This window comes from Streptosporangium sp. NPDC049248, assembly GCF_040678965.1.
Classification (GTDB): Bacteria; Actinomycetota; Actinomycetes; order Streptosporangiales; family Streptosporangiaceae; genus Streptosporangium; species Streptosporangium fukuiense.
Genome location: NZ_JBFAQY010000018.1, coordinates 141,243 through 164,292 on the forward strand (window position 1 = coordinate 141,243; position 23,050 = coordinate 164,292).

Annotated in this window: 22 protein-coding genes; 14 read left to right on the top strand and 8 right to left on the bottom strand. The window is 68.7% G+C overall.

What is annotated here, in order from left to right; all coding sequences use genetic code 11:
* Positions 1-3 precede the first annotated feature (3 nt).
* Together AB0K21_RS28800 and AB0K21_RS28805 are read right to left on the bottom strand one after the other, a co-directional pair.
* Positions 4-2,127, bottom strand: coding sequence for a DUF6049 family protein (locus AB0K21_RS28800; protein ID WP_364154837.1), 2,124 nt, complete (start codon positions 2,125-2,127; stop codon positions 4-6).
* 46 nt (positions 2,128-2,173) lie between these two features.
* On the bottom strand, positions 2,174-2,695 hold the full coding sequence (locus tag AB0K21_RS28805) for a YbaK/EbsC family protein (protein WP_343970361.1): 522 nt from the start codon (positions 2,693-2,695) through the stop codon (positions 2,174-2,176).
* Positions 2,696-2,855: 160 nt separating this feature from the next.
* Here AB0K21_RS28805 and AB0K21_RS28810 point away from each other — a divergent pair, with 160 nt between their 5' ends.
* Entirely contained in the window at positions 2,856-4,265 is a 1,410-nt protein-coding gene (locus tag AB0K21_RS28810; RefSeq protein ID WP_343970358.1) for a CCA tRNA nucleotidyltransferase, read from the top strand.
* Entirely contained in the window at positions 4,237-5,520 is a 1,284-nt protein-coding gene (locus AB0K21_RS28815) for an adenosylmethionine--8-amino-7-oxononanoate transaminase (RefSeq protein ID WP_364154841.1), read from the top strand. The genes AB0K21_RS28810 and AB0K21_RS28815 overlap by 29 nt, the downstream gene beginning before the upstream one ends.
* Here AB0K21_RS28815 and AB0K21_RS28820 read toward each other — a convergent pair.
* On the bottom strand, positions 5,474-6,772 hold the full coding sequence (locus AB0K21_RS28820) for an MFS transporter (protein ID WP_364154843.1): 1,299 nt from the start codon (positions 6,770-6,772) through the stop codon (positions 5,474-5,476). The genes AB0K21_RS28815 and AB0K21_RS28820 overlap by 47 nt on opposite strands.
* Before the next feature lie 136 nt (positions 6,773-6,908).
* Between AB0K21_RS28820 and idi the strand changes: the two genes are divergently transcribed.
* Entirely contained in the window at positions 6,909-7,490 is a 582-nt protein-coding gene (gene idi / locus AB0K21_RS28825) for an isopentenyl-diphosphate Delta-isomerase (protein ID WP_364154845.1), read from the top strand.
* Between the two features lie 89 nt (positions 7,491-7,579).
* Here the strand turns inward: idi and AB0K21_RS28830 are convergent, their stop codons facing one another.
* Entirely contained in the window at positions 7,580-8,659 is a 1,080-nt protein-coding gene (locus tag AB0K21_RS28830) for an inositol-3-phosphate synthase (protein ID WP_343970345.1), read from the bottom strand.
* A 29-nt stretch (positions 8,660-8,688) separates the two neighbouring features.
* Positions 8,689-9,357 carry a PadR family transcriptional regulator gene (locus tag AB0K21_RS28835; protein WP_343970342.1) on the bottom strand — a complete coding sequence of 223 codons (669 nt, stop codon included), beginning with the start codon at positions 9,355-9,357 and terminating at the stop codon, positions 8,689-8,691.
* Positions 9,358-9,961: 604 nt separating this feature from the next.
* Between AB0K21_RS28835 and AB0K21_RS28840 the strand changes: the two genes are divergently transcribed.
* Genes AB0K21_RS28840 through AB0K21_RS28850 form a run of 3 tightly spaced genes read left to right on the top strand, consistent with a single transcriptional unit; the run spans position 9,962 to position 15,124 of the window.
* The gene (locus AB0K21_RS28840) at positions 9,962-12,625 is read left to right on the top strand and encodes a transglycosylase domain-containing protein (RefSeq protein WP_364154848.1); all 2,664 of its coding nucleotides are present in this window, start codon (positions 9,962-9,964) and stop codon (positions 12,623-12,625) included.
* Positions 12,625-13,932 carry a glycosyltransferase 87 family protein gene (locus tag AB0K21_RS28845; protein ID WP_364154850.1) on the top strand — a complete coding sequence of 436 codons (1,308 nt, stop codon included), beginning with the start codon at positions 12,625-12,627 and terminating at the stop codon, positions 13,930-13,932. Before AB0K21_RS28840 ends, AB0K21_RS28845 begins: the two co-directional genes overlap by 1 nt.
* 58 nt (positions 13,933-13,990) lie before the next feature.
* Positions 13,991-15,124: a hypothetical protein gene (locus AB0K21_RS28850; RefSeq protein ID WP_364154852.1), complete on the top strand. Its 1,134-nt coding sequence runs from the start codon at positions 13,991-13,993 to the stop codon at positions 15,122-15,124.
* Between the two features lie 83 nt (positions 15,125-15,207).
* Here the strand turns inward: AB0K21_RS28850 and AB0K21_RS28855 are convergent, their stop codons facing one another.
* Complete coding sequence (locus AB0K21_RS28855) at positions 15,208-15,966, bottom strand: deoxyribonuclease IV (RefSeq protein ID WP_343970330.1); 759 nt, start codon at positions 15,964-15,966, stop codon at positions 15,208-15,210.
* A 94-nt stretch (positions 15,967-16,060) separates the two neighbouring features.
* Between AB0K21_RS28855 and AB0K21_RS28860 the strand changes: the two genes are divergently transcribed.
* Positions 16,061-16,243, top strand: coding sequence for a hypothetical protein (locus tag AB0K21_RS28860; protein ID WP_030919717.1), 183 nt, complete (start codon positions 16,061-16,063; stop codon positions 16,241-16,243).
* A 40-nt stretch (positions 16,244-16,283) separates the two neighbouring features.
* Here AB0K21_RS28860 and AB0K21_RS28865 read toward each other — a convergent pair whose 3' ends face one another.
* The gene (locus tag AB0K21_RS28865; RefSeq protein ID WP_364154855.1) at positions 16,284-16,559 is read right to left on the bottom strand and encodes a hypothetical protein; all 276 of its coding nucleotides are present in this window, start codon (positions 16,557-16,559) and stop codon (positions 16,284-16,286) included.
* 257 nt (positions 16,560-16,816) lie between these two features.
* On the opposite strand from AB0K21_RS28865, the gene rpsF reads away from it, so the two are divergent.
* The 7 genes from rpsF to AB0K21_RS28900 all read left to right on the top strand — a co-directional run bounded on the left by rpsF (position 16,817) and on the right by AB0K21_RS28900 (position 21,327).
* Positions 16,817-17,107 (top strand): 30S ribosomal protein S6, encoded by a 291-nt coding sequence (rpsF, locus tag AB0K21_RS28870; RefSeq protein ID WP_030919721.1) that lies wholly within the window; start codon positions 16,817-16,819, stop codon positions 17,105-17,107.
* A gap of 77 nt (positions 17,108-17,184) precedes the next feature.
* On the top strand, positions 17,185-17,730 hold the full coding sequence (locus AB0K21_RS28875; protein WP_343970322.1) for a single-stranded DNA-binding protein: 546 nt from the start codon (positions 17,185-17,187) through the stop codon (positions 17,728-17,730).
* A gap of 83 nt (positions 17,731-17,813) precedes the next feature.
* Positions 17,814-18,050, top strand: a complete 237-nt coding sequence (gene rpsR / locus AB0K21_RS28880) for a 30S ribosomal protein S18 (RefSeq protein WP_012895699.1) — start codon at positions 17,814-17,816, stop codon at positions 18,048-18,050.
* A gap of 14 nt (positions 18,051-18,064) precedes the next feature.
* Entirely contained in the window at positions 18,065-18,511 is a 447-nt protein-coding gene (gene rplI / locus AB0K21_RS28885; protein ID WP_343970307.1) for a 50S ribosomal protein L9, read from the top strand.
* Between the two features lie 228 nt (positions 18,512-18,739).
* Positions 18,740-19,621: an ABC transporter substrate-binding protein gene (locus tag AB0K21_RS28890; protein ID WP_343970304.1), complete on the top strand. Its 882-nt coding sequence runs from the start codon at positions 18,740-18,742 to the stop codon at positions 19,619-19,621.
* A gap of 61 nt (positions 19,622-19,682) precedes the next feature.
* Positions 19,683-20,549, top strand: a complete 867-nt coding sequence (locus AB0K21_RS28895) for an amino acid ABC transporter permease (protein ID WP_343970301.1) — start codon at positions 19,683-19,685, stop codon at positions 20,547-20,549.
* A 34-nt stretch (positions 20,550-20,583) separates the two neighbouring features.
* Positions 20,584-21,327 carry an amino acid ABC transporter ATP-binding protein gene (locus tag AB0K21_RS28900; RefSeq protein ID WP_343970298.1) on the top strand — a complete coding sequence of 248 codons (744 nt, stop codon included), beginning with the start codon at positions 20,584-20,586 and terminating at the stop codon, positions 21,325-21,327.
* Between the two features lie 69 nt (positions 21,328-21,396).
* On the opposite strand, the gene AB0K21_RS28905 is transcribed toward AB0K21_RS28900, so the two are convergent.
* On the bottom strand, positions 21,397-22,944 hold the full coding sequence (locus AB0K21_RS28905) for an amino acid permease (RefSeq protein ID WP_364154860.1): 1,548 nt from the start codon (positions 22,942-22,944) through the stop codon (positions 21,397-21,399).
* Positions 22,945-23,050: the final 106 nt, after the last annotated feature.

Genomic DNA, 23,050 nt, shown 5'->3' on the forward strand with positions numbered 1-23,050 from the left:
GTGTCAGGACTCGGTGCCGGCCGGCTCGCGATCGCGTTCCGACGGGGGAGCGGCCGCCGGGCGGCGACCTCCCCGCCGGCGCAGCACGCGCAGGACGACGGCGGCCAGCATCACCACGAGGGCCGCCCCCACGATCACCAGGGCGACCCCGGTGTACCCGGTGGTCCGCACGGTCAGCTCGACCGGCTTGCCGTACTTGCGGCCGTCGTCGGTGGTGAGCTGCACCGTCACCGTGGTCTGGCCGCTGGCGGTCGAGGTCATCGGGATCCGGATGGTCTGGCTCTGGCCGCCGAGGATCATCAGCTGGTCCACGTACGGCTCGATCTTCAACAGCTTGGGCTGGTCGGAGGTGACCCTGAGGCGGACCGCGACCCGGCTGGCCTCACCGCTCAGCTCGTTGCGCACGCTGATCGGCACATCGCCGTTGCTGCCGGCCAGGGTGCGCAGGCGCGACTGCTCGCTACCGGTGATGGAGACCATGGCGATCCGGCTGTCGATCGCCTCCGCGACCTGCTGGACGTACGGTGCCGCGGCGGCGGTCCTGCCGCGCCAGGCCGAGGAGGTCAGACGGAGCAGCGCCAGGTCGAAGACGTCGAGATCCTGGGCGGTGGTGATCGCGGCGGTCAGGTCGGCGCGGGCGCCGACCTTCTTGACGCCCGTCAGGTACTGCTTGGGGAGCTCCGCCCGCCGGTTCTGGTCGGTGTAGGTCAGGTCGGCCCGCGGTGTCGGGGCACCCTTGCCGCGCTTGACCGCGTCGAGACCGACGGGCAGCAGCCAGGGCAGGCCGGTGGCGGTCTCGATCAGGTTGGTCACGTACTTGGGGTCGGGGTCCCAGCGGCGGTGCGGAACGGCGATCACGGTCCTGGCCGTGTTGACCGGCTCCGCGCTGATCATCGCCGTCTCCGCGATGAACCGCTGGCGGTTCATCAGCGCCGAGCCGGGGGCGGAGGTGTCCGCGCCGACGGTCTCGCTCAGCCTCGCGTCGGCGACCAGGGCGGTGACCGGGCCGTTCACGCTCTCCAGGGTCGCCGAGGCGTCGGGGGTGGTGACCGGGGGCGCCGCCGGCGGCAGGTTCAGCACGTTCAGCAGCACGGTGTCGACGCCGCCGGTGGCCAGCAGGTCCAGCCCGTCGTAGTCGATCAGGCCGCCCAGCGGCCAGTTCACGTTGGTGATCACATCGCGGCCGAGGGTCTCCCTGCCGATGATCCTGGCCGCGTTGATACCGGTCGCGGCGGCGTTGTCGACGCCGTTGTGGGCGAGGGCCGCCACGTCGGGGTCGCCGTACGGGGTGGCCATCACCGGGTGGTCCGCGACGGCCTCGCGGAAGTCGCTCAGCCACTGGGCGGCCGCGGGCGTCGCGGGACGCTGCTGGGTGCGGTTCTTGGACCTGACCGCGTGCGGCCCGCCCATGGCCCGCGCGTCGTCGAGCAGGGCGGGGTCGACCACCCAGGTGAGGCCCTTGGCCGAGGAGGTGTCCTGGGCGATCTTGAGCAGGTCGCCGAGGCGCTTGCCGGGGGCCATGGCCGCGGGCAGCCCCTCGTCCGCGAAGACGCCGTCACCGCTCCGGCGCGGCTGGTCGACGATGGGCAGCACCATGGCGAGCCGGGTACGGACCACCCTGGTCTCCCTGGGCATGTAGGTCACCAGGGTCCGCAGGGTGGCGACCTGCTGGTTGAAGGCGTCGAGCACCTCGATCATGATCGGATAGACGCCGAAGCGGGAGAAGCCCAGCAGTTGCGGGGTGAAGACGAACTCCCACGGCGTCTTCCCCGAGGGCGCGATCGAGGTCTGGACGTAGCGCTGGTCGCGCCAGGCGCTCGGCTGGAGGCTCTGCCCCGACTGGTACGCCTCGATGTCGCCACGCTGGGCGAACGGCTGGGGCGAGTAGCGCATCTGGATGCGCAGCCCGCTCATGGTCTCGGTGCCCGAGTTGACCAGTGATCCGGAGACCTTGACCTCGGTGGTCGGCTCACGGGGGACGTCGGGGCCGATGGCCTCCATCATGATCTGGAGACTCAGCCGGCTCGCCGCGGTCGTCTGCGCGTTCGCCGTACCGGAAACGACCACGGCCGCGGGCAGGAGCAGCGTGGTGGCGAGCAGGGCGAGCAGCGTGACCTTGCGGATCACGTGCCGGCCAGGGGTCGAGTACGGCGCACGCCCGTAATGGTATGGCCTAACCGGCGAGGGGAAAGGTCGCCGCCTCCTTCCGGGAACCCTGGCGAGTCAGGTCGACGGCCCTGCCTGAAACCAGTGTGAGCAGGTGGTCCGCACGGATCAGGAGTGCCGTGTGACGCTCCCCGGTGGGCACGTAGACGGGTGTGGCGATGTCGGTGAGTCGCTCGTCCACCAGCACGGTCAAGGTGGCGGGCAGCAGCAGCGGGCAGACCAGCCCCGAGGCGTAGTCGGTGGCGGAGTTGACGGTGAAGGCCGAGGCCGGCCGGACCCGCCGCGCGCCCAGGATGCCGCCGATCAGGCCGGGGCGCGGAGGAGAGCCGACGGAGGTGACGACCGCCACGGGTTCGCGGGCGATTCGCGTCGTGACCTCGAAGACCGTGACCGCCAGGCAGACGGCGGGGCTCGCGGAAAGCACCTCGGGCAGTTCGTCCGAGCATGTCATCGCGCGCGGAAGGCGTACGATCTCATGATGGACCTGGTGTGCGAGGAGCCAGCGGTGGATCGCGAGCGCATCCTTCATGTGTGTGCTCCTTGCCTCGACGCACGGCCCCCGAGGTTCTCCTGACTGACCGTAACCTGGTGATCGCTTCAGGTGTATCCCCGCAGGGGAACATGTTCCGTAACCGAAGGACCTACCCGGCTTGTCCCTTTCAAATCTGACCCAGAGCCAGCGCCACGGCATGAGCGAGCTGTTCCGGAAGATCGCTCCTGTGGCGGACGAGCTTGGCGAGCTGTTCGCCGCCAAGGGTTACCAGATAGCCCTTGTCGGCGGCTCCGTACGCGATGTCTTCCTGGGCAGGATCGGCAACGATCTCGACCTGACCACGGACGCGAGGCCCGAGACGGTCCTGGAGCTCGTCCGTGACTGGGCCGACTCCGTCTGGACGATCGGCATCGACTTCGGCACCGTCGGCGTCCGCAAGGACGGGTGGCTGCTGGAGATCACCACCTACCGCAGCGAGTCGTACGACCCCAAGTCGCGCAAGCCCGACGTCGCCTACGGCGAGACGCTGGAGGGCGACCTGGCCCGGCGTGACTTCGCGATCAACGCGATGGCGCTGCGCCTGCCGTCCCGCGAGTTCGTCGACCCCTACGGCGGCCTCGACGACCTGCACGCCAGGCTGCTGCGCACCCCCGGCCCCCCCGAGCGCTCCTTCGGCGACGACCCGCTGCGGATGCTGCGCGCGGCCAGGTTCGCCAGCCAGCTCGGTTTCACCGTCGATGAGGCGGCGCTCGCCGCGATGGACGCGATGGCCGACCGGATCGACATCGTCTCCGCCGAGCGCATCCGCGACGAGCTGGACAAGCTCATCGGCGGCGGTCACCCCCGCGAGGGGCTGAAGATCCTCGTCGACTCGGGGCTCGCCGCCCACGTGCTGCCCGAGCTGCCCAGGCTCCGCCTGGAGATCGACGAGCACCACCGGCACAAGGACGTCTACGAGCACTCGCTGATCGTGCTTGAGCAGGCGATCGACCTGGAGGAGAACGGCCCCGACCGGATCCTGCGCTGGGCCGCGATCCTGCACGACGTGGGCAAGCCGAAGACCCGCCGCCACGAGCCCGGCGGCCGGGTCTCCTTCCACCACCACGAGGTGGTCGGCGCGCAGCTCGCCAGGAAGCGGATGACGGAGCTGAAGTTCCCCAAGGACGTGGTGGCCGACGTCTCCCGCCTGGTGGAGCTGCATCTGCGCTTTCACGGGTACGGCACGGGCGAGTGGACCGACTCTGCGGTGCGCCGTTACGTCCGTGACGCCGGGCACCTGCTCGAACGCCTGCACAAGCTGACCCGCGCCGACTGCACCACCCGCAACCGTCGCAAGGCCCAGGCCCTGTCGCGGACCTACGACCAGCTGGAGGAGCGGATCACCAGGCTGGCCGAGGAGGAGGAGCTCGGCAAGATCCGTCCCGAGCTCGACGGCAACGAGATCCAGGAGATACTCGGTGTCCCGCCGGGCCCGGTCGTGGGCCGCGCCTACAAGTTCCTGCTGGACATGCGCCTGGACCAGGGGGTTCTCGGCAAGGAGGCCGCCGCGGACGCCCTCCGCGAGTGGGCGCGGGCGAATGAGGTGGCCCCTGAGCGGCACTCCTGACCGGGCCGCGGGCCCCGAGGGCCCCGGCGATGTCGCCGCACTCGACCGGGAGCACGTGTGGCATCCCTACGCGGCCGTGCCCCAGCCGGTGGCGCCACACGTGGTCTCCCGCGCGGAGGGCGTGCGGCTGACGCTCGCCGACGGGCGCGAGCTCGTCGACGGCATGTCGTCGTGGTGGGCGGCCATCCACGGCTACAACCACCCCGAGCTCAACCGGGCGCTGCGGGAGCAGCTGGAGGACATGGCGCACGTCATGTTCGGCGGGCTCACCCACGAGCCCGCCGTGCGGCTGGCCCGCAGGCTCGCCGCCATGACCGGCCTGCCGAAGGTGTTCCTCGCCGACTCGGGGTCGGTCGCCGTCGAGGTGGCGATCAAAATGGCGTTCCAGTTCACCGGCAGGGGCCGGCTGCTCACGGTCAGGGGCGGCTACCACGGCGACACCTTCGGGGCGATGTCGGTCTGCGACCCGGTCAACGGTATGCACCACCTCTTCTCCGGCGTGCTGCCCGAACACGTGTTCGCCGACCGGCCGCCGCGCGAGTACGACGAGGACTACGCGGCCCGGCTGGCGGATCTTCTCGCCGGGCACGCCCACGAACTGGCCGCGATCATCGTGGAACCGGTGGTCCAGGGGGCGGGCGGCATGCACTTCTACCACCCGGCCTACCTGCGCCTGCTCCGCGAACTGGCCGACGAGCACGGCGTCCTGCTGATCGCCGACGAGATCGCCACCGGATTCGGCAGGACCGGAGAGCTGTTCGGCTGTGACCACGCCGGGATCAGGCCCGACATCATGTGCCTGGGCAAGGCGCTGACCGGCGGCTACCTGTCGCTGGCCGCGACGCTGTGCACCGAGCGGGTGGCCCGGGGTGTCGGGGTGCTGATGCACGGGCCGACCTTCATGGGCAACCCGCTGGCCGCGGCGGTGGCGAACGCCTCCCTGGATCTCCTGGAGGAACGCCCGTGGCGTGAGGAGGTCCGCCGGATCGAGACCGGTCTCCTCGCGGGCCTGGCCGGGGCCGCGACGGCACCCGGCGTGCGTCAGGTGCGGGTCCTCGGCGCGATCGGGGTGATCGAGACCCACGAGCCCGTCGACGTCCCCGCCGTCCAGGACGTCGTCATGCGGCACGGCGTCTGGCTCCGCCCGTTCGGCCGCCTGCTCTACGCGATGCCGCCCTACTCGATCGGCGACGACGACCTGGAGAGGGTCACGACGGCGATGACGGCAGCGGCTCGATCACTCGGGCCGGCGTGACGACCCGGTACACCACCGCGCCCGCGAGGTATCCGGCGGCGATGACCACCAGCACGAGCGTCGATTTGCCGTCCGCCGGGAGCAGCGCCGCGGCCAGGGCGGCGGCCAGCACGTAGCCGCCGTTGAAGAGCATGTCGTAGATGGAGAAGGCCCGGCCCAGATAGGCGTCCTCGACGTCCCGCTGGACCGCGGTGTCCGCGCAGATCTTGATGCTCTGCCCGGCGACGCCGAGCACGAGGCCCGCGGCCGCGAACCCCCACTGCTGGAACGGCGCGCAGAGCGCGAACGTCAGCACCCCCGCGGTGACCAGCATGGCCGGGACCCACCGCTCGATGCCGAAGCGCTCGGTGGCCCAGGGGGTGACCAGGATGGCCAGGAAGTAGCCCAGCCCGGAGGTGGCGACCACGACGGAGACCGCGTTCAGCGCGTCCTCGGCGTTCTCGGCGAAGTAGTAGCGCGACAGCATCACGAGCATCGCCGTGCACATGCCGTAGACGAACCGGTGGGTGGTCATCGCGCCCATCGCCGCGACGGCGGCCCGGTGGCGTACCAGGTGCCGTGCGCCGTCGGTCAGGCCGCTCAGCACGTGGCGCACCGCCTCGCGGGCCTGCGGCCGGTCGGGATCGTAGGCGGGGCCGAGCAGCCGCCTGTCCATGGTCCTGGAGATGAGCGCGCTGAGCCCGAAGATGAGACCGGAGACGACCAGCAGCACCGCCGTCCCCCGGTGGTCGGAGCCGAAGATCGCCCGCAGCAGGTAGCCGGCGCCTATGCCCACGAAGGTGAGCACGGTTCCCGAGGTCGGGGTGACCGCGTTGGCGACCATCAACCGGTCGGCCGGCACGACGTGCGGGAGCGAGGCTCCCAGCGCGGCCAGGAAGAACCGGTTCACCCCGAGCACGCCGAGCGCGGCGGTGTAGAAGATCGCGTCAGGGGCGTCCGCGGCGACCAGCGCCGCGGCCACGAGCAGCAGCACCCCGCGGATCAGCGGCGCGACGAGCAGGATCTGCCGCCGTGACCAGCGGTCGATGAACACCCCGACGAAGGGCCCCAGGATCGAGTACGGCAGCAACAACACGGCCAGGCCGGCGGCGATCCCCACCGCGCTCGTGCTCTTCTCCGGACTGAAGAACGCGAATCCGGCCACGGCGAACTGGAAGATCCCGTCGGAGAACTGCGAGACGAGACGGGTCCCGTACAGTCTCCGGAAGTCCCGACCTTCCAGGACCACGCGTAGGTCGGATATGAATGACACGCGCTCAGCCTATGGGGGACCGCCCCCGATGGGCATCGGGAACATCCCTGAATGTACGGGTGAGCATTACCGACCTTTACCTACGTATCGTCAAGTGGGGCGCGGTGAACCAACATGATCACGTACCCTCGGTCGAGTGACACCTGATGAACACGTTGTGCTCGTCGACAGTGCGGGGAACGCGATCGGCACGGCGGCCAAGGCCACGGTGCACGGTCCCGACACCCCCCTCCACCTGGCCTTCTCCAGTTACGTGTTCGACGAGCAGGGGCAGATCCTGCTGTCCCGACGCGCACTGCACAAGATCACTTGGCCGGGGGTGTGGACCAACAGCTGTTGCGGCCACCCCCTGCCGGGCGAGCCGCTCTCCGCGGCGGTGACCCGCAGGCTCTCCCACGAGCTGGGCCTCGCGGCCGGCCAGGTCGACCTGCTTCTGCCGCGCTTCTCCTATCGCGCGGTCATGGACAGCGGCATCGTCGAGCGGGAGTTGTGCCCGGTCTACCGGGTGATCGCCGCCTCCGAGGCCGTGCCCAACCCCGACGAGGTCGAGGACGTGCGCTGGATGCCGTGGAAGGAGTTCACCGACGGGGTGCTCGGCGACCGCCTGGCGATCTCCCCGTGGTGCCGCGAGCAGGTCCCCCAGCTGATCGAGCTCGGCGCGGACCCGCTCGCCTGGCGGGCCGCCGACCCCGCCGACCTCCCACCCGCCGCCCGCTGACGCGGGCCCACCGGCGATCCTCATACGGCGAGAGCCCCCGACCCGTCCACCCGGGTCGAGGGCTCTCGCCGTATGAGGGCACCGATCGGTCAGCGCTCGATCTCGCCGCGGATGAACTTCTCCACGTAGTCGCGCGCCTCGTCGTCGGAGTACTGCTCCGGCGGGGACTTCATGAAGTACGAGGAGGCCGACAGGATCGGCCCCGAGATGCCCCGGTCAAGGGCGATCTTGGCGGCGCGGACCGCGTCGATGATGATGCCGGCCGAGTTGGGGGAGTCCCAGACCTCCAGCTTGTACTCCAGGTTGAGGGGGGTGTCGCCGAAGGACCTGCCCTCCAGGCGCACGTACGCCCACTTGCGGTCGTCGAGCCACGGCACGTGGTCGGAGGGACCGATGTGCACGTCGGCCTTCCGCATCTCGTGCGGGATCTGCGAGGTGACCGACTGGGTCTTGGAGATCTTCTTGGACTGCAGGCGCTTGCGCTCCAGCATGTTCATGAAGTCCATGTTGCCGCCGAAGTTCAGCTGGTACGTGCGGAGCAGCTCGACACCGCGGTCCTCGAACAGCTTGGCCATCACGCGGTGCGTGATCGTCGCCCCGACCTGCGACTTGATGTCGTCACCGACGATCGGGACCCCGGCGTCGACGAACTTCTGGGCCCACGTGGGGTCGGAGGCGATGAACACCGGCAGCGCGTTGACGAACGCGACCTTCGCGTCGAGGGCGCACTGGGCGTAGAAGCGGTCGGCCTCCTCCGAGCCCACCGGCAGGTAGGAGACGAGCACGTCGACCTTGCTGTCCTTGAGGATCTGGACGACGTCGACCGGGGCCTCGTCCGACTCCTCGACCATCTCCCGGTAGTACTCGCCCAGACCGTCGAAGGTGTGGCCGCGCTGCACCGTGACGCCCAGCGGCGGTACGTCGCAGATCTTGATCGTGTTGTTCTCCGAGGCCACGATCGCCTCGGACAGGTCGCGGCCGACCTTCTTGGCGTCGACGTCGAACGCCGCGACGAACTCGACGTCGCCGACGTGGTAGTCGCCGAACTTGACGTGCATCAGGCCCGGCACCCGGGCACCGGGGTCGGCGTCCCGGTAGTAGTGCACGCCCTGTACGAGCGACGTGGCGCAGTTGCCTACACCGACAATGGCTACGCGCACCGAACCCATGGCACTCGCTCCCCTTTGTTCTTTGGTGGTCAGTTGTCTTCCGGGGTGGCAGGCCGCCCCGTCGTATCCGCTCCGGGCTCGGACGCCCGGGACGTTCCCTCCCGCGCGGATCGCCGCTCCTCGTCCGGCGGCGACGCTCGCCGTTCGGTGGCGATCAGCTCATTCAACCAGCGCACTTCGCGTTCGACCGACTCCAGACCGTGACGCTGGAGTTCAAGGGTGTAGCTGTCCAGTCGCTCGCGGGTGCGGGCCAGTGCCGTGCGCACGCCGTCCAGGCGTTCCTCGAGCCGGCTGCGCCGGCCTTCGAGAATGCGCAGGCGCACCTCCGCCTCGGTGTGCCTGAAGAAGGCGAAGTGCACGCCGAAGCTCTCGTCCTCCCAGGCCGAAGGACCGGCCTGGGTGAGCAGCTCATGCAGGCGCTCCTTGCCCTCCGCGGTCAGCCTATAGACGATCTTCGAGCGGCGGCCGGGGAGCGCGATGGGGCTGTCGGCGTTGGCAGCGGCGGCGTCGCCGTCTTCGATGATCAGTCCGTCGGTGAGCAACTGGCGGAGGCACGGATAGAGCGAGCCGTAGGAGAAGGCCCGGAACATGCCGAGCAGGGCGTTGAGCCGTTTGCGCAGCTCATAGCCATGGAGCGGGGTCTCGTGCAACGACCCGAGCACGGCCAGCTCCAGCACCCCGCCACGTCCGCCGGCCACCGGAAACCACCACCTCTCGCGCCGATGTATCGAACCGATACATCTGCAGGATACGTCCATTCAACATAACCCTGCAATCAGCGACTTTCCCAAGAGGTTGGGAGCAAACAACAAAAAGCCGTAGTCTGGCGCCTATGTGGTCACAACAGGCGGTGGTGGGGCACGGCCCCCGCACGGCGTGGACCGCTTTCCAATACGGGGAATCCCGCGTCAACGTGGGAGAGGTCTGCCAAGGTTGTTGTCGAAACCAGCTGACGATCTCGTTCGTCCTCGGGAACGGAGATCCACCCGAATGGGCCGGCTACCAGTAAGCCAAGGCGGCGAGATCTCCGGTGATCAGGAGGTAGTCTCGCCCGCCTGCACGCCGTCGTAGACCCCGATGACCGAACGAGGACGCGTGAGTTACAGCCACAGCAATGACCCGGAGCCGAACGGGCGCCAGGAGGGCGCCGACGGGTCGGCTCGTCAGGGGCGGCGCCGTCGCTCAGGCCCAGGAGCCGCTCCCCGTGCAGTTCCCCCTTCACAAAACTCTCAAACCGGCGGCGCGAGCTGGGAACAGCAGCAAGGTAGGCCGCCACAGGGCGCGGGGGCCGACAACCGGACCATGATGATGCCCCAGCCCGGTGGGATGCCCGGCGGGATGCCCTACGCCGGCGGCGCGCCCCAGCACCCGGGTGCCCAGCCCCGGCGGGACGCGGGCGCTCCGGGCGGGATGCCCCCGCGCGAGCCCGAGCAGCGGGGCGGTGAGCTCCGTCGCCGTGACACCGACCCGACAGGCCGCCGGGCCGAGGCCGCGTTCGAGGACACCCAGGCGATGCTCGCCGCCCAGGCGGGAACCGGTTCGAGAGCCGGTGAGGGCGGCGTGCGCAGACGCCGCGCCGGGCGTGGCGCGGGCGGTCCCGGAGGCCAGGGGCCGGAGGGTCTGGGCGGCCCGGGGGGGCCCGGGGGGTACGGTCCCGGCGACGGCGACGGTGAGGACGAGCCCAAGGCCAGGCGGTGGACGCGCTTCCTGCCCAACTGGAAGATCGTGATGGCCAGCTTCGTGGTCCTCAGCGCCGGTGTCTTCGGCATGATCGCGGTGGCCTACGCCAACACGCCGGTCCCGGAGACCGCGCAGGCCGGCGTGGACGACCGGGGCAGCGTGGTCTACTACCGGGACAAGAAGACCCCGATCGCGCGCCTCGGTGTCAAGCGCACCCCGGTCAAGATCAGCCAGATTCCCAAGCACGTCCAGGACGCGGTGATCGCCCTGGAGAACCAGAGCTTCCGCACCGACAGCGGCATCGACCTGGCCGGTATGGCCCGTTCCCTCTGGAGCACGGTCAGCGGCGCACAGCTCCAGGGCGCCTCGACCATCACCCAGCAGATGGCCCGCGGCTACTACGACGGCCTCAGTCAGGAGGTCTCGGTACAGCGCAAGATCAAGGAGATCTTCGTCGCCGTCAAGATCAGCAAGACGCTGGAGAAGGACGAGATCCTTGAGCGCTACCTCAACATCATCTACTTCGGCCGCGGCGCGTACGGTATCCAGGCAGCCTCGAAGGCCTTCTTCAACAAGAACATCGGTCAGCTGACCCCGCAGGAGGGCGCCTACCTGGCCGGCCGGATCCAGAACCCGGACGCCTTCGACATCCAGGAGCAGGCCGGCAACTACGCCGCGACCAAGGAGCGCTTCGGCGCCGCGCTGAGGAACATGGCGGAGATCGACCCCGCCGCGTACGGCAAGTACGCCGGAAGCTCCTTCGAGGATCTGAAGTTCGCCAAGGTCAAGGTCTCGCAGACCTTCAAGGGGATCAAGGGCTACATGCTCAACATCGTCTTCCGGGAGCTCAAGGGGCGGGGCATCACCCAGGAGGATCTGGAGACCAAGGGGTACAAGGTCTACACCACCTTCGACAAGAAGATGATGGAGGAGGCGCAGAAGGCGGTGAAGGCCCGTACCGCCGGCCTGGAGCCGACCATCCACGCCAGCATCGCCTCGGTGGATCCGAAGAACGGCCGGGTGCTCGCCTTCTACAGCGGCGACGACTTCGTCAACGACTTCAACAACCGCGCCTTCGACTCCACCAAGCAGGCGGCCTCGGCGTTCAAGCCCTACGTGCTCGCGGCCTGGCTGGAGAGCGGCCGGTCGCTCGACAGCTACGTCGACGGCATGGCCACGATCAAGATGCCGGGCACCACCCCGATCAGCAACTCGGGGAACACCGCGTACGGGGCGATCAACATGATCAAGGCCATGGCCAGCTCGGTCAACACGGTCTTCGTGCAGATGGGTGAGGTCGTCACGCTCCCCGAGGTGGCGAGGATCGCCAAGGAGGCGGGGGTCGGCGAGACCGCCAAGTACAACCCCTCCTACGGCGGCAAGAACGCGGTCGACTACGCGGTCGACGAGCAGAAGTTCCAGGTCACCATCGGCAGCGCCTCGGTCACCGCGGTCGAGCAGGCCGCCGGCTACTCGATCTTCGCCAACGAGGGCAAGCACGCCGACTGGCACACCGTCGTCAAGGTGACCAAGATCGACGGCTCTCCGGTGCTCGCGGAGCAGGCCACCGTGCGGCAGGTCATCAGCCCCGAGTCCGCGGCCGACGCGACGGTCGCGCTCCAGGCCGTGGTCAAGGGCGGCACCGGCGCCACCGCGAACATCGGCTCGCGGCCGGTGGCCGGCAAGACCGGCACGAACAACGGCTACAAGGACGCCTGGTTCGTCGGTTTCACCCCGCAGATCGTCACCGCGGTCGGCATGTCCAAGGACGTGCCCTACAACAGGGCGGGGACGCGCAAGCTCAAGGTCGACAAGTACGGCCTGCCGAGCCGCAAGATCGATGATTCGAAGATCCTCTGGAAGGAGGAGCCCATGCCCTCCTTCATCGGCGGTGGTGGCACCCCGACCCAGATCTGGCACGACTACATGCAGGCCGTGACCGCCAAGGACGAGGTCCAGCAGTTCCCGCCGAGGGCCAACACCGGCTCGCAGAGCAACCTGGCCACGCCCAAGCCGACGCCCTCCCCGACGCCGACCATGGACGACAACCCGTTCCCCGACAGCGGCGACAACGGCGGCGGCTGGCCCGAAGACGGCGGCGGTGAGCCGGACAACCCCGACGGTCGCGAGTGTCTGCCCTGGGACGGCTCCTGCGACGTCGGCGACGGCGGCCCGGGCGACGGTCCGCCGAACGGCGAGATCACCGATAACGGCGCGGCCGGGGCGCCCGGGGCCCCCGGCGCGGCGATCATGCCGACACCCGCCGCGAGCGGACGACGCCCCTGATGAAGAACCTCCTGACGTCGCGGCGCTCGCTGCCGGAGTTCGGCACCCGGGCCATCCCGTACCTGCCCCTGGCCCTGTTCGCGGGGCTGGGGGCGATCCTGGCCTGGTTCTGGAAGTGGCCGTGCCGCGTCGGCGGGGCGTGGAACGACGGGACCCTGCAGTTCACGAACTTCTGTTACACCGACATCTATCCCCTGTGGTGGAACGAGAAGCTCAACGAGGGCAAGATCCCTTATTTCGACTACCCGGTCGAGTACCCCGTCGGCATCGGCGGGATCATGGAGTTCTTCCGCCGGATCGTCACCCCCATGGCAGACCAGGGGACGGCGTTCTACGATCTCACGGTCATCCTCATGGCGATCTGCCTGGTCATCGGCGTGCTGCTGATGGCCGCGCTGGCCGGTCCGGCCAGGCGCTGGGACGCGCTCTGGTACGCCCTGGTCCCCGGGCTGATCCTCACCGCGTACATCAACTGGGACCTGGCGGCCAACGCCCTCGCGCTGGGCGCGCTGCTGGCCTGGTCGAAGCGGAAACAGTGGCTGGCGGGCATCCTGCTCGGCCTGGCGATCGCCACCAAGTTCTACCCGCTGATGTTCCTCGGCCCGCTGTTCCTGCTGGCGCTGCGCACCGGCAGGTGGGTGCCGTTCCTCAAGACGCTCGGCGGCGTCGTGGGAGCCTGGCTCGTCGTCAATGTGCCGATCATGGTGTTCGCCTTCGACGGCTGGAAGAGGTTCTACGTCTTCAGCCAGGAGCGGGGGGCCGACTGGGGGTCGCTCTGGTACTTCTTCAACCAGAAGCAGTGGCCGATCCTCGGTGACGCCGAACTCGTCGACCAGCTGGGCGTCGTCTCTCTCGCCGCGTTCTGCCTGGCGATCGCCGTGCTCACCGTGACGGCCAGGACCCGCCCGCGCCTGATGCAGCTCTGCTTCCTCACCCTGGCCGCGTTCATGCTGACCAACAAGGTGTGGTCGCCGCAGTACGTGCTCTGGCTGATCCCCTTCGCGGTGCTGGCCAGGCCGCACTGGAAGCCGATCGCGCTCTGGCAGCTCGCCGAGTGCTGGTACTTCTTCGCGATCTGGCTCTATCTGGTCGGTATCCAGCCGGGCAACGAGGCACTGGGCATCGCCGGCGACACCTACTTCACCGCGGTGTGGGCCCGCGCGATCACCATTCTGATCATGATGGCGTTCGTGGTGCGGGACATCCTGCTCCCCGACAAGGACGTGATCCGCCAGGACGGGACCGACGACCAGGCGGGCGGCGTCTTCGACGGCGCACCCGACCGTTTCCGGCTCGCGCTCTCCTGACGCGGGGGACGGGATGACTCTGGCGGCCGGTCGGGATGATCCGCAAAGATCACACTTTGTGATTAACCCTGGCGACCCTCCGCGCGACCCCGCGCAGGAAGGGCTGCTGCTCTGGCTGGCCTCCCGGCTGGGAGTCGTCGCCCTGGTCGTCGTCGGCGCCCAGGCGATGATGGAGGGGGACGCGGTCCCGCCGCCGTTCCTGGAGCGCTGGAAGCACTGGGATGCCAGCCTCCTGGCCACCATCGCCGAGCACGGCTACGACGGCGCTCCCGGCAGCGAGCCCGACGCCGGGCTGCCCGCCTTCTTCCCCGGGATGCCACTGGCGCTCCGCGCGGTGCACCTCGTGGTCGGCGACTGGACGGTCGCCGGGCTGCTGATCTCCTTCGTGGCCGGCGCCGTCGCGATGACGGCGCTCGCCAGGCTGGCCGAGTTCGAGGGGCCGGCGGGGACCGGCCGGCGCGCGGTGCTGGCGCTGCTGCTCTGGCCGATGGCGGTGTTCCTGTTCGCCGGTTACAGCGAGTCGCTCTTCCTGGCCTTCGCCGTTCCCGCCTGGCTCGCGGCGCGCAGGGGGTGCTGGCCGCTCGCCGCGGCCCTGGCGGCGGGTGCCTCCTGCGTGCGCATCACCGGCCTGTTCCTGGCTCTGGCGCTGATCGTGGAGTTCTTCGCCCGGCGGCGGCCCGTACGTCAGCTCGCACGGCAGGCCGGTTGGCTGCTGCTCCCATTCGTGCCGCTGGTGCTCTACTCCGTCTACCAGCACTCCCGCACCGGCGACTGGCTGGCCTGGAAGAGCGCCCAGGAGGCCGGCTGGGGTCGGCACATGGTGTGGCCCTGGGAGTCACTGATCACGACCTGGAACTCGGCCATGGGCGAGGGCCGGTTCGCCTGGGCGTTCCGGTTCGAGATCGCGGGGGCGATCGTCGGTGTCGTGCTCGTGCTGGTCCTGCTCTACCTGCGGAGGTGGAGCGAGTTCGTTTACGTGGGGCTCCAGGTGGGCGCCCTGCTCTGCTCCGCCTACTACCTGTCGGTTCCGCGCTCGGCGCTGCTGTGGTGGCCGCTCTTCATCCTGATCGCGAAGGCGAGCGGCGGGCAGGCGCCGTGGCGGCGGTGGATCATCATCGTCTATGCCCTGGTGGTGGGCCCGCTGATGGCGCTCAACGTGCTGATCTTCGCCGACGGTGCCTGGGTGGGCTGAATCCCTTACCCGTTTCCGGGGAAAAGTAATCCCACCAAGTTATCCACAGGCTGTGGACGGACTCTTCCGCCCGAGGTCTCGCGCTAGAGCTTCGATCTGAGAAAGGCGATGTCGGCGGCCTGGCCGTCGAAGGGCGTCTCCACCACGATCGGCGCGTTCGCGCTCCGGCACACGCTCAGGATGAGTTCGGGGTCGATCTGGCCCGCTCCGAGGCTCGCGTGCCGGTCGGCGCCGGAGTCGAAGGCGTCGCGAGAGTCGTTGCAGTGGATCAGGTCGATCCTGCCGGTGATCGCCATGATCCGCTCGACCACGTCCGCCAGGTCCTCGCCGCCCGCGTGGGCGTGGCAGGTGTCGAGACAGAAGCCCACGTCGAAGCCGTCGAGCGAGTCCCAGAGCCGGGCGATGCGGTCAAGCTTGCGCGCCATCGCGTTGCCGCCGCCCGCGGTGTTCTCGATGAGCACGGGGATCCGCTGCTCCTCCAGGCGCTCGAACACCTTGCGCCAGTTGTCGAAGCCCTTCTGCGGATCCTCTCCGGCCCCCACGTGCCCGCCGTGGACGATCAGCCCCCTGGCGCCGAGCTCGGCCGCCGCGGCGAGATGTGAGCCGAGCAGCTTGCGGCTGGGGATGCGGACCCGGTTGTTGGCGGTCGCCACATTGATCACATAGGGGGCGTGGACGTAGACCTCCACGTCCGAGTCCTTGATCTCCAGGGTCTTCTCGCCGATGACCGGGCCCTTCCAGCCCTGCGGGTCACCGAGGAAGAACTGCACGACCTCGGCGCCGCGCGCCCTGGCGTGCGCCAGCGGGTCGTCCTGGTCGACATGAGCTCCGATAAGCGGCATGTGTCCGAGCCTAGCTGTTTCAACGGCGAGGCCCTGGGCAGTCGCAGGGCGCGCCCTACCACTCACCCCCACGGGCCGAACACAAGGAGTCCACGTGGCTTACTATCGCAGAGGGATCAGTCTTATCGGCCTCATCTACATCCTGGTCGGCCTGTACGTCGCCTGGGTGTACGACTACATCACTCCCGCGCTCCTGAAGGACGTCGCCGAGGCTCTGCTGGCGGTCTTCCTGTGGTTCCTCGTCCTGCTCGGCGTGGACCTGCGCCTGAACGGTTAGCCGTCCCCGCGCCGGTGTGGCCCTCGTCTGACCGGGAACCTCACGGGAGGAAACCCCCGTGATAGATGCCGAAGGCCACACCGACGAACGAGGCCACGATGCCCACGATGTTCAGCGCGCGTTCCGGCGTCGTCGCGGAGACGTACTGCGAGTAGAGACCTCCGAAGAATCCCAGCACCCCCGCCCACGACGCGACGACATGCGCGGAGGGGATCAGCCCGGTGGCGAAGGCGAGTAGCCCGCAGCCGATCGTGACGACGCTCAGCACGTTCTCGATCCTGTGACGACGCCCGTCGGTGTTCAACGTGAACCGCAAGGGTCTCTTCCGGGCATGTCCATACGCACGAGGCATCTTCACCGCCTCCTCTTTCTCCTGCGAGAGGACGTGCCCGGCGAGGCGACGGCCCAACCCTTGACGGACTGGTAGGCTGGCACGGCTACGTCGAATGGGTGTGTCATCGCCCACCCTCCACCCCGAGCGCCGAAATGGGCGCCCGAGGTGAAGTACGTCAGCGTCCTCCTGTCACGGCACGGTGTCGTGACCGCAAGAGTCCAGAGGAGGTTGAAGTCAGCATGCGCCGTTACGAAGTGATGGTCATTCTTGACCCCTCGCTCGATGAGCGTACGGTCGCCCCTTCCCTCGACCAGTTCCTCACGGTCGTCCGCAACGACGGCGGCACCGTGGAGAAGGTCGACGTGTGGGGTCGCCGCAGGCTGTCCTACGACATCGCGAAGAAGCCCGAGGGCATCTACGCCGTCATCGACCTGAGCGCCGAGCCCGCCACGGTCAAGGAGCTCGACCGGCAGATGAACCTCAACGAGGGAATCCTGCGCACCAAGGTTCTCCGCCCGGACGTGCACTAAACCCCCGGCATTTTGTCGGGCGGCAGCCGTACTCTGAGCCGATAACCAGCAAGGCCGCAGGAAGGGCAGCGCTAGCCATGGCAGCAGGCGACACCACGATCACCATCGTCGGCAACCTCGTCGACGACCCGGAGCTGCGCTTCACCCCCACGGGGCAAGCGGTGGCCCGGTTCCGCATCGCATCCACTCCGAGGTTCCTCGACAAGACGACCAACGAGTGGAAGGACGGCGAAGGCCTGTTCCTGACCTGCAACGTGTGGCGGCAGGCGGCGGAGAACGCCGCCGAGAGCCTCCAGCGCGGCATGCGGGTCATCGTTCAGGGACGGCTACGCCAGAGGTCTTACGAGACCAAGGAAGGCGAGAAGCGCACGGTCTACGAGGTTGAGGTCGACGAGGTCGGCCCCTCCCTGCGAAACGCGACCGCCAAGGTCAACAAGACCGCCCGTCAGGGCGGTGGCGGTGGCTTCGGCGGCGGCCCGGCCAACGACCCGTGGGCCTCCGCGACGCCCGCCGCACCGCAAGGTGGCGGCTTCGGCGGCGGCGGCAACTACGGGGGCGGCGGCCAGCAGCAGGGTGGCGGCGGCTTCGGCGGCGGCGACTTCAGCGACGAACCGCCTTTCTAGGGACAGCGGTCATCCCGCGATCCCAGTCCATATCCGCAGCGACCATTCCCGCCTGACGGCGGGGCTCTGAAAGGAGCACCACGATGGCCAAGCCGGCACTGCGCAAGCCCAAGAAGAAGGTTTGCCTGTTCTGCCACGACAAGATCTCCTACGTCGACTACAAGGACACGGCGCTGCTTCGGAAGTTCATCTCCGACCGCGGCAAGATCCGTGCCCGCCGGGTGACGGGCAACTGCACCCAGCACCAGCGTGACGTGGCGACCGCTATCAAGAACGCTCGTGAGATGGCGCTCCTGCCGTACATGAGCACCGCGCGCTAAGGAGGTCCGGACAGATGAAGCTCATTCTCACCAGTGAGGTCACCGGCCTCGGCGCCCCCGGCGACATCGTCGAGGTCAAGGACGGCTACGGCCGCAACTACCTGCTTCCCCGCGGTTTCGCGATCCTCTGGACGCGCGGCGGCGAGAAGCAGATCTCCTCGATCAAGAAGGCTCGCGACGCCCGCGAGATCCGCGACCTTGGCACCGCCAAGGAGGTCGCCGGCCAGCTGCAGGCCCTGAAGGTGGTCCTGAAGACGAAGGCCGGCGAGTCCGGTCGCCTCTTCGGCTCCATCACCACGGGTGACGTCGCCGAGGCCGTCAAGGCCGCCGGTGGCCCCGTGCTCGACCGCCGTCGCATCGAGATCGCCTCCGCGATCAAGAGCCTCGGCGCCCACCGGGTCAGCGTCAAGCTGCACCCGGAGGTCTCCGCGTCCCTCGATGTCGAGGTCGTCGCGGCCTGAGAGGCCCAGTGAGACAAGGGCTCCTCCCCGTTCGCGGGGAGGAGCCCTTGTTCTTTCGCAACCGGCGGTGCGGGTTTCTCCACGGGCTACCGCCCGTCGGGATATCGGCGGGGCGTGCGGAAAGCTCTTTGTCCGCGAGCGGAAGCCCACATATCGAGACCGTGTTACTCCAGGTCATCGCTGATACGTACAATTCGGAAATCGTTGTTTCCCCCTGGAGGTCTTGTCATGGTCCGTCCCTCGATGCTGCTCGCGCTCGGTGCCCTCGCGGCGACCGCGGTGGCCTGTGCGCCGGCCTCGGAAACGACGACCCAGACGAACTCCGCGGCCCCGAGCGCCTCCGGAGCCGCCTCCAACGCCTGTGCCAAGGAGAGCCTCGCGCTGAAGACCCCCGGCAAGCTCACCATCGGCACCGACAAGCCCGCCTACGAGCCGTGGTTCAACGACGACGACCCGGCCAACGGCAAGGGCTTCGAGAGCGCCGTCGCCTACGCCGTCGCGGGTCAGATGGGCTTCGCCGAAGGTGACGTCACCTGGGCCACCGTGAAGTTCGACTCCGCGTTCGCGCCGGGTGCCAAGCAGTTCGACTTCGACGTCAACCAGGTCTCGGTGACCCCCGACCGGGCCAAGGTCGTCGACTTCAGCAAGGGCTACTACACGGTCAAGCAGGCGGTGGTCGCGCTGGACGGCTCGAAGGTCGCCGCCGCCACGGACCTGGCGGGCCTGAAGGACGCCAAGATCGGCGTGCAGGTCGGTACCACCTCGCTGCAGGCGGTCAAGGACGTCATCCAGCCCTCGGCCGAGCTCAACGTCTACAACGAGCAGATCGACGCCGTCAACGCGCTGAAGAACAAGCAGGTCGACGCGGTGGTGGTGGACCTGCCCACCGCGTTCTACGTGACCGCCGCCCAGGTCGAGAACTCCAAGATCGTTGGTCAGTTCGGCACCGCCTCCGGTGTTCCCGAGGTCTTCGGCGCGGTGTTCGAGAAGGGCAGCCCGCTGGTGAGCTGCGTCAACGAGGCGATCGACAAGCTGACCGCCTCCGGCGAGCTGGCGAAGATCGAAACCGAGTGGCTCGGTTCCGCCGCGGGTGCGCCGGAGCTGAAGTGATCCCGGAGTTCATGTCACCGCCGTGGGCGCGGAGCGCGTACCGTCCGCGCCGCGGCGCTCGATGAGGAACGACGAGAGCCTGCGGCTCTCCGACGACTGGACGAAGAGCGAACGGCAGCTTGAGCGGGAGCGGCTCCGCAGGAGGTCGTCTCTCCGCTCGGGCTCCGTCGCGACGGTCTCGACGATCATTGTGATCGTCCTGCTGTTCTGGCTCTTCACCGCCTCCCCCGGCTGGCCCCGGGTGCGGGAGACGTTCTTCGACCCGGAGCAGTTCGTCAAGGCGCTGCCGGACGTGCTGAGCGGGTTCCTGCTCAACATCAAGATCTTCCTGATCGCCGAGCCGCTGATCCTTCTCGTGGGCCTGCTGGTCGCGCTGGCCCGCAATCTCACGGCGCCGGTCTTCTTCCCGCTGCGCGCCCTGGCGGTGATCTACACCGACGTCTTCCGTGGCGTGCCCACGATCCTCATCATCTATCTCGTCGGCTTCGGGCTGCCCGCGCTCGGCCTGCAGGGCACCCCGACGGACCTCGCGACGCTGGGCATCATCGCGCTCACGCTCTCGTACGGAGCGTACGTGGCGGAGGTCTTCCGGGCGGGTATCGAGTCGGTGCATCCCAGCCAGCGGGCCGCCGCCCGGTCCCTCGGCCTGAGTCACGGCCAGACCATGCGCCACGTGGTGGTGCCGCAGGCCGTGCGCCGGGTGGTACCGCCGCTGCTCAACGACTTCGTCTCGCTGCAGAAGGACACCGCGCTCGTCGCCACGATCGGCCCGCTGGAGGCGCTGAGGCAGGCGCAGATCCACGTGGCCGGCAACTTCAACTACACCCCCTACCTGGTGGCGGCGCTGCTGTTCATCCTGCTCACCATTCCGATGGCCCGCTTCACCGACTATCTGGCGGCCCGCTCGCAGCGGCGGCGGAGCCAGTGAGCGGGCAGCGGGCAACCGGTGGAAAGGAGGGGGCATGAGCCTGCTGAGCATCGAGGGCCTGTGGAAGAACTACCGGGGCCACAGTGTGCTGCGCGGTATCGACCTGGAGGTCGAGCCGCACGAGGTGGTCTGCCTGATCGGCGCCTCCGGGTCGGGAAAGTCCACGCTGCTGCGCTGCGTGAACCTGCTGGAGACCGCCGACGACGGCACGATCCGCCTGGACGGAGAGGAGATCACCGACGCCCGCGCCGATCTCAACGACGTGCGTAAGCGTATGGGCATCGTGTTCCAGGCCTTCAACCTGTTCCCGCACATGACCGTGCTGGACAACATCACGCTGGCCCCGCGGAAGGCGCACGGCGTGGGCAGGAGGCAGGCCGAGCAACAGGCCCGTGACCTGCTGGACAGGTTCGGCCTGGCGGACAGGGTGGGCGCCTATCCCGATCAGCTCTCCGGCGGCCAGCAGCAGCGCGTCGCCATCATCAGGGCCCTGGCCACCCAGCCTCGCCTGATGCTGCTGGACGAGGTCACCTCGGCGCTGGACCCGGCGCTGGTCAAGGAGGTGCTCGGGATCATCCGAGAGCTCAAGGAGGGCGGTATGACCATGGTCCTGACCACACATGAGATGGGTTTCTGCCGCGAGATCGCCGATACCGTCTGTTTCCTCGACGGTGGCGTGCTCCTGGAGCGCGGCACCCCCGAGCAGATCTTCACCGATCCTCGCGAGCTCCGTACCAGGGAGTTCGTGCAGAGCGTGATCGACGCCCGGCGTCTCTGACGTCCTCCGGCCCGGGGAGGCCGGATTTTCGAAGGACGGGACCCCGCGGTCCAGGCGCTCGCAGAGCGCTCAGCGCCGGTGCCTGCCGCGCGATCCGGTGCCGGGACCGCCGGGACCTTCCGGAGGGCCGGGAGGTCCCGCGGAGGGGGCGGGAGCCTCGGGGGCGGACTGCGCCATCCCGGCGAGCACGCTGTTGCGCCTGCCGTACACCAGGTAGACCAGCACGCCGAAGGCCATCCAGATGATGAAGTACACCCAGGTGATGAGCTGGAGGTTCACCATGAGCCACAGGCAGGCGGCGATCGAGGCGATCGGCACACCAGGAGAGAGCGGGGTGCGAAAGCCCCTCGGCAGGTTCGGCATCGTCTGCCGCATCCTGATCACTCCGCCGGCCACGGAGATGAACACGAACAGGGCACCGATCACGACCAGCGGTTCGAGCGTGAACACGTCCACGAACTCGGCCAGCAGGATCGCCAGGAATCCGATGACCAGCGTGGCCCTCGTCGGACTGTGGTAGCTACGGTTGATCTTGGAGAGCGAGCGGGGGATCAACCCGTCGCGTGCCATGGAGAACAGCACGCGGGTCAGACCGACGAGCAGCACCAGGACGACCGTGGTGAGGCCGAGCACCGCTCCGATGTTGATGACGTGCACCATGAAACCCTCGCCGGCGTCGCGAAAGGCGTCGGCGAGCGGCGCGTCGGTGTCGATCCTGTCGTACGGGGTCATCCCGACCATCACCAGCGCGACCGCGATGTAGATGACCGTGGTGATCACCAGCGCGCGGATGATGCCCTGCGGGATCGAACGCGGGGCGTCCTCGGCCTCCTCGGCGGCGGTGGCCACGACGTCGAAGCCGATGTAGGCGAAGGTGATGACCGCAGAGGCCGCGAAGATGCCGAACCAGCCGAAGGCGCCCGTCTGGCCGAAGACGATGCCGAGCAGCGGGGAGTGCAGGGCCTCCTCGGCCTTCTCCGCGGGCACCGGTGGCACCGGGATGGCCGCCAGGTTGCGCCGGTCGAAGTGGAGGGCACCGACCACGATGACCGCGCCGACGGCCAGCAGCTTGGCGATCACGATGATCCACAGGGCACGCAGTCCGACGCGGGCGCCCAGGGCCACCACGATCGTCAGGATCACCAGGATGAACAGCGTGAAAAGATCGAAACCAGTGTGCCGACCGACCATCCCCGCGACCACGTCGGGAAGGCGTACCCCGAAGTCGGTGAGCATCTGGGCGGCGTAGAGCGACCACGCGCGGGCCACCGTCGCCGCGGCCAGCAGGAGTTCCATGACCAGAGCCCAGCCCACCACCCAGGCCCAGACCTCGCCGAAGATGACGTAGGTGAAGGTGTAGGCGCTTCCCGAGGCAGGCATGGCGGAGGACAGTTCGGCGACGCAGAAGGCCACCAGCAGGCTGGTGATCCCCGCGATCATGAAGGAGAGGATCACGCCGGGCCCGGCCATGGTAGCCGCCTGGCGGCCGGCGAGGCTGAAGATGCCCGCACCGATCATGACGCCGATACCGAGGACGACCAGGTCGGCTCTGCGATAGGCCATGGGCAGGCCGTGGCGCGCACCGGTCCACCGGTCTGTGGCATGGCTCGGAGGCATGCGGCGCACGATCGACGGGGGAGGACCTTTGGGCACGACCTGGCCAATCGTGGTGGGCTAAATACCCTTATTGTCGGACTTGCTTCACAGTGCCGCAGGGGAGTTA

Coding starts and splice junctions, on each gene's coding strand:
- AB0K21_RS28810 (WP_343970358.1), top strand. CDS start 2,856: ATGAGCGAGCTGTTCCGGAAGATCGCTCCTGTGGCGGACGAGCTTGGC.
- AB0K21_RS28905 (WP_364154860.1), bottom strand. CDS start 22,944: ATGCCTCCGAGCCATGCCACAGACCGGTGGACCGGTGCGCGCCACGGC.
- AB0K21_RS28875 (WP_343970322.1), top strand. CDS start 17,185: ATGGCAGCAGGCGACACCACGATCACCATCGTCGGCAACCTCGTCGAC.
- rpsR (WP_012895699.1), top strand. CDS start 17,814: ATGGCCAAGCCGGCACTGCGCAAGCCCAAGAAGAAGGTTTGCCTGTTC.
- AB0K21_RS28890 (WP_343970304.1), top strand. CDS start 18,740: ATGGTCCGTCCCTCGATGCTGCTCGCGCTCGGTGCCCTCGCGGCGACC.
- AB0K21_RS28830 (WP_343970345.1), bottom strand. CDS start 8,659: ATGGGTTCGGTGCGCGTAGCCATTGTCGGTGTAGGCAACTGCGCCACG.
- rplI (WP_343970307.1), top strand. CDS start 18,065: ATGAAGCTCATTCTCACCAGTGAGGTCACCGGCCTCGGCGCCCCCGGC.
- AB0K21_RS28895 (WP_343970301.1), top strand. CDS start 19,683: ATGAGGAACGACGAGAGCCTGCGGCTCTCCGACGACTGGACGAAGAGC.
- AB0K21_RS28840 (WP_364154848.1), top strand. CDS start 9,962: ATGATGATGCCCCAGCCCGGTGGGATGCCCGGCGGGATGCCCTACGCC.
- AB0K21_RS28900 (WP_343970298.1), top strand. CDS start 20,584: ATGAGCCTGCTGAGCATCGAGGGCCTGTGGAAGAACTACCGGGGCCAC.
- AB0K21_RS28845 (WP_364154850.1), top strand. CDS start 12,625: ATGAAGAACCTCCTGACGTCGCGGCGCTCGCTGCCGGAGTTCGGCACC.
- AB0K21_RS28805 (WP_343970361.1), bottom strand. CDS start 2,695: ATGAAGGATGCGCTCGCGATCCACCGCTGGCTCCTCGCACACCAGGTC.
- rpsF (WP_030919721.1), top strand. CDS start 16,817: ATGCGCCGTTACGAAGTGATGGTCATTCTTGACCCCTCGCTCGATGAG.
- AB0K21_RS28855 (WP_343970330.1), bottom strand. CDS start 15,966: ATGCCGCTTATCGGAGCTCATGTCGACCAGGACGACCCGCTGGCGCAC.
- AB0K21_RS28815 (WP_364154841.1), top strand. CDS start 4,237: ATGAGGTGGCCCCTGAGCGGCACTCCTGACCGGGCCGCGGGCCCCGAG.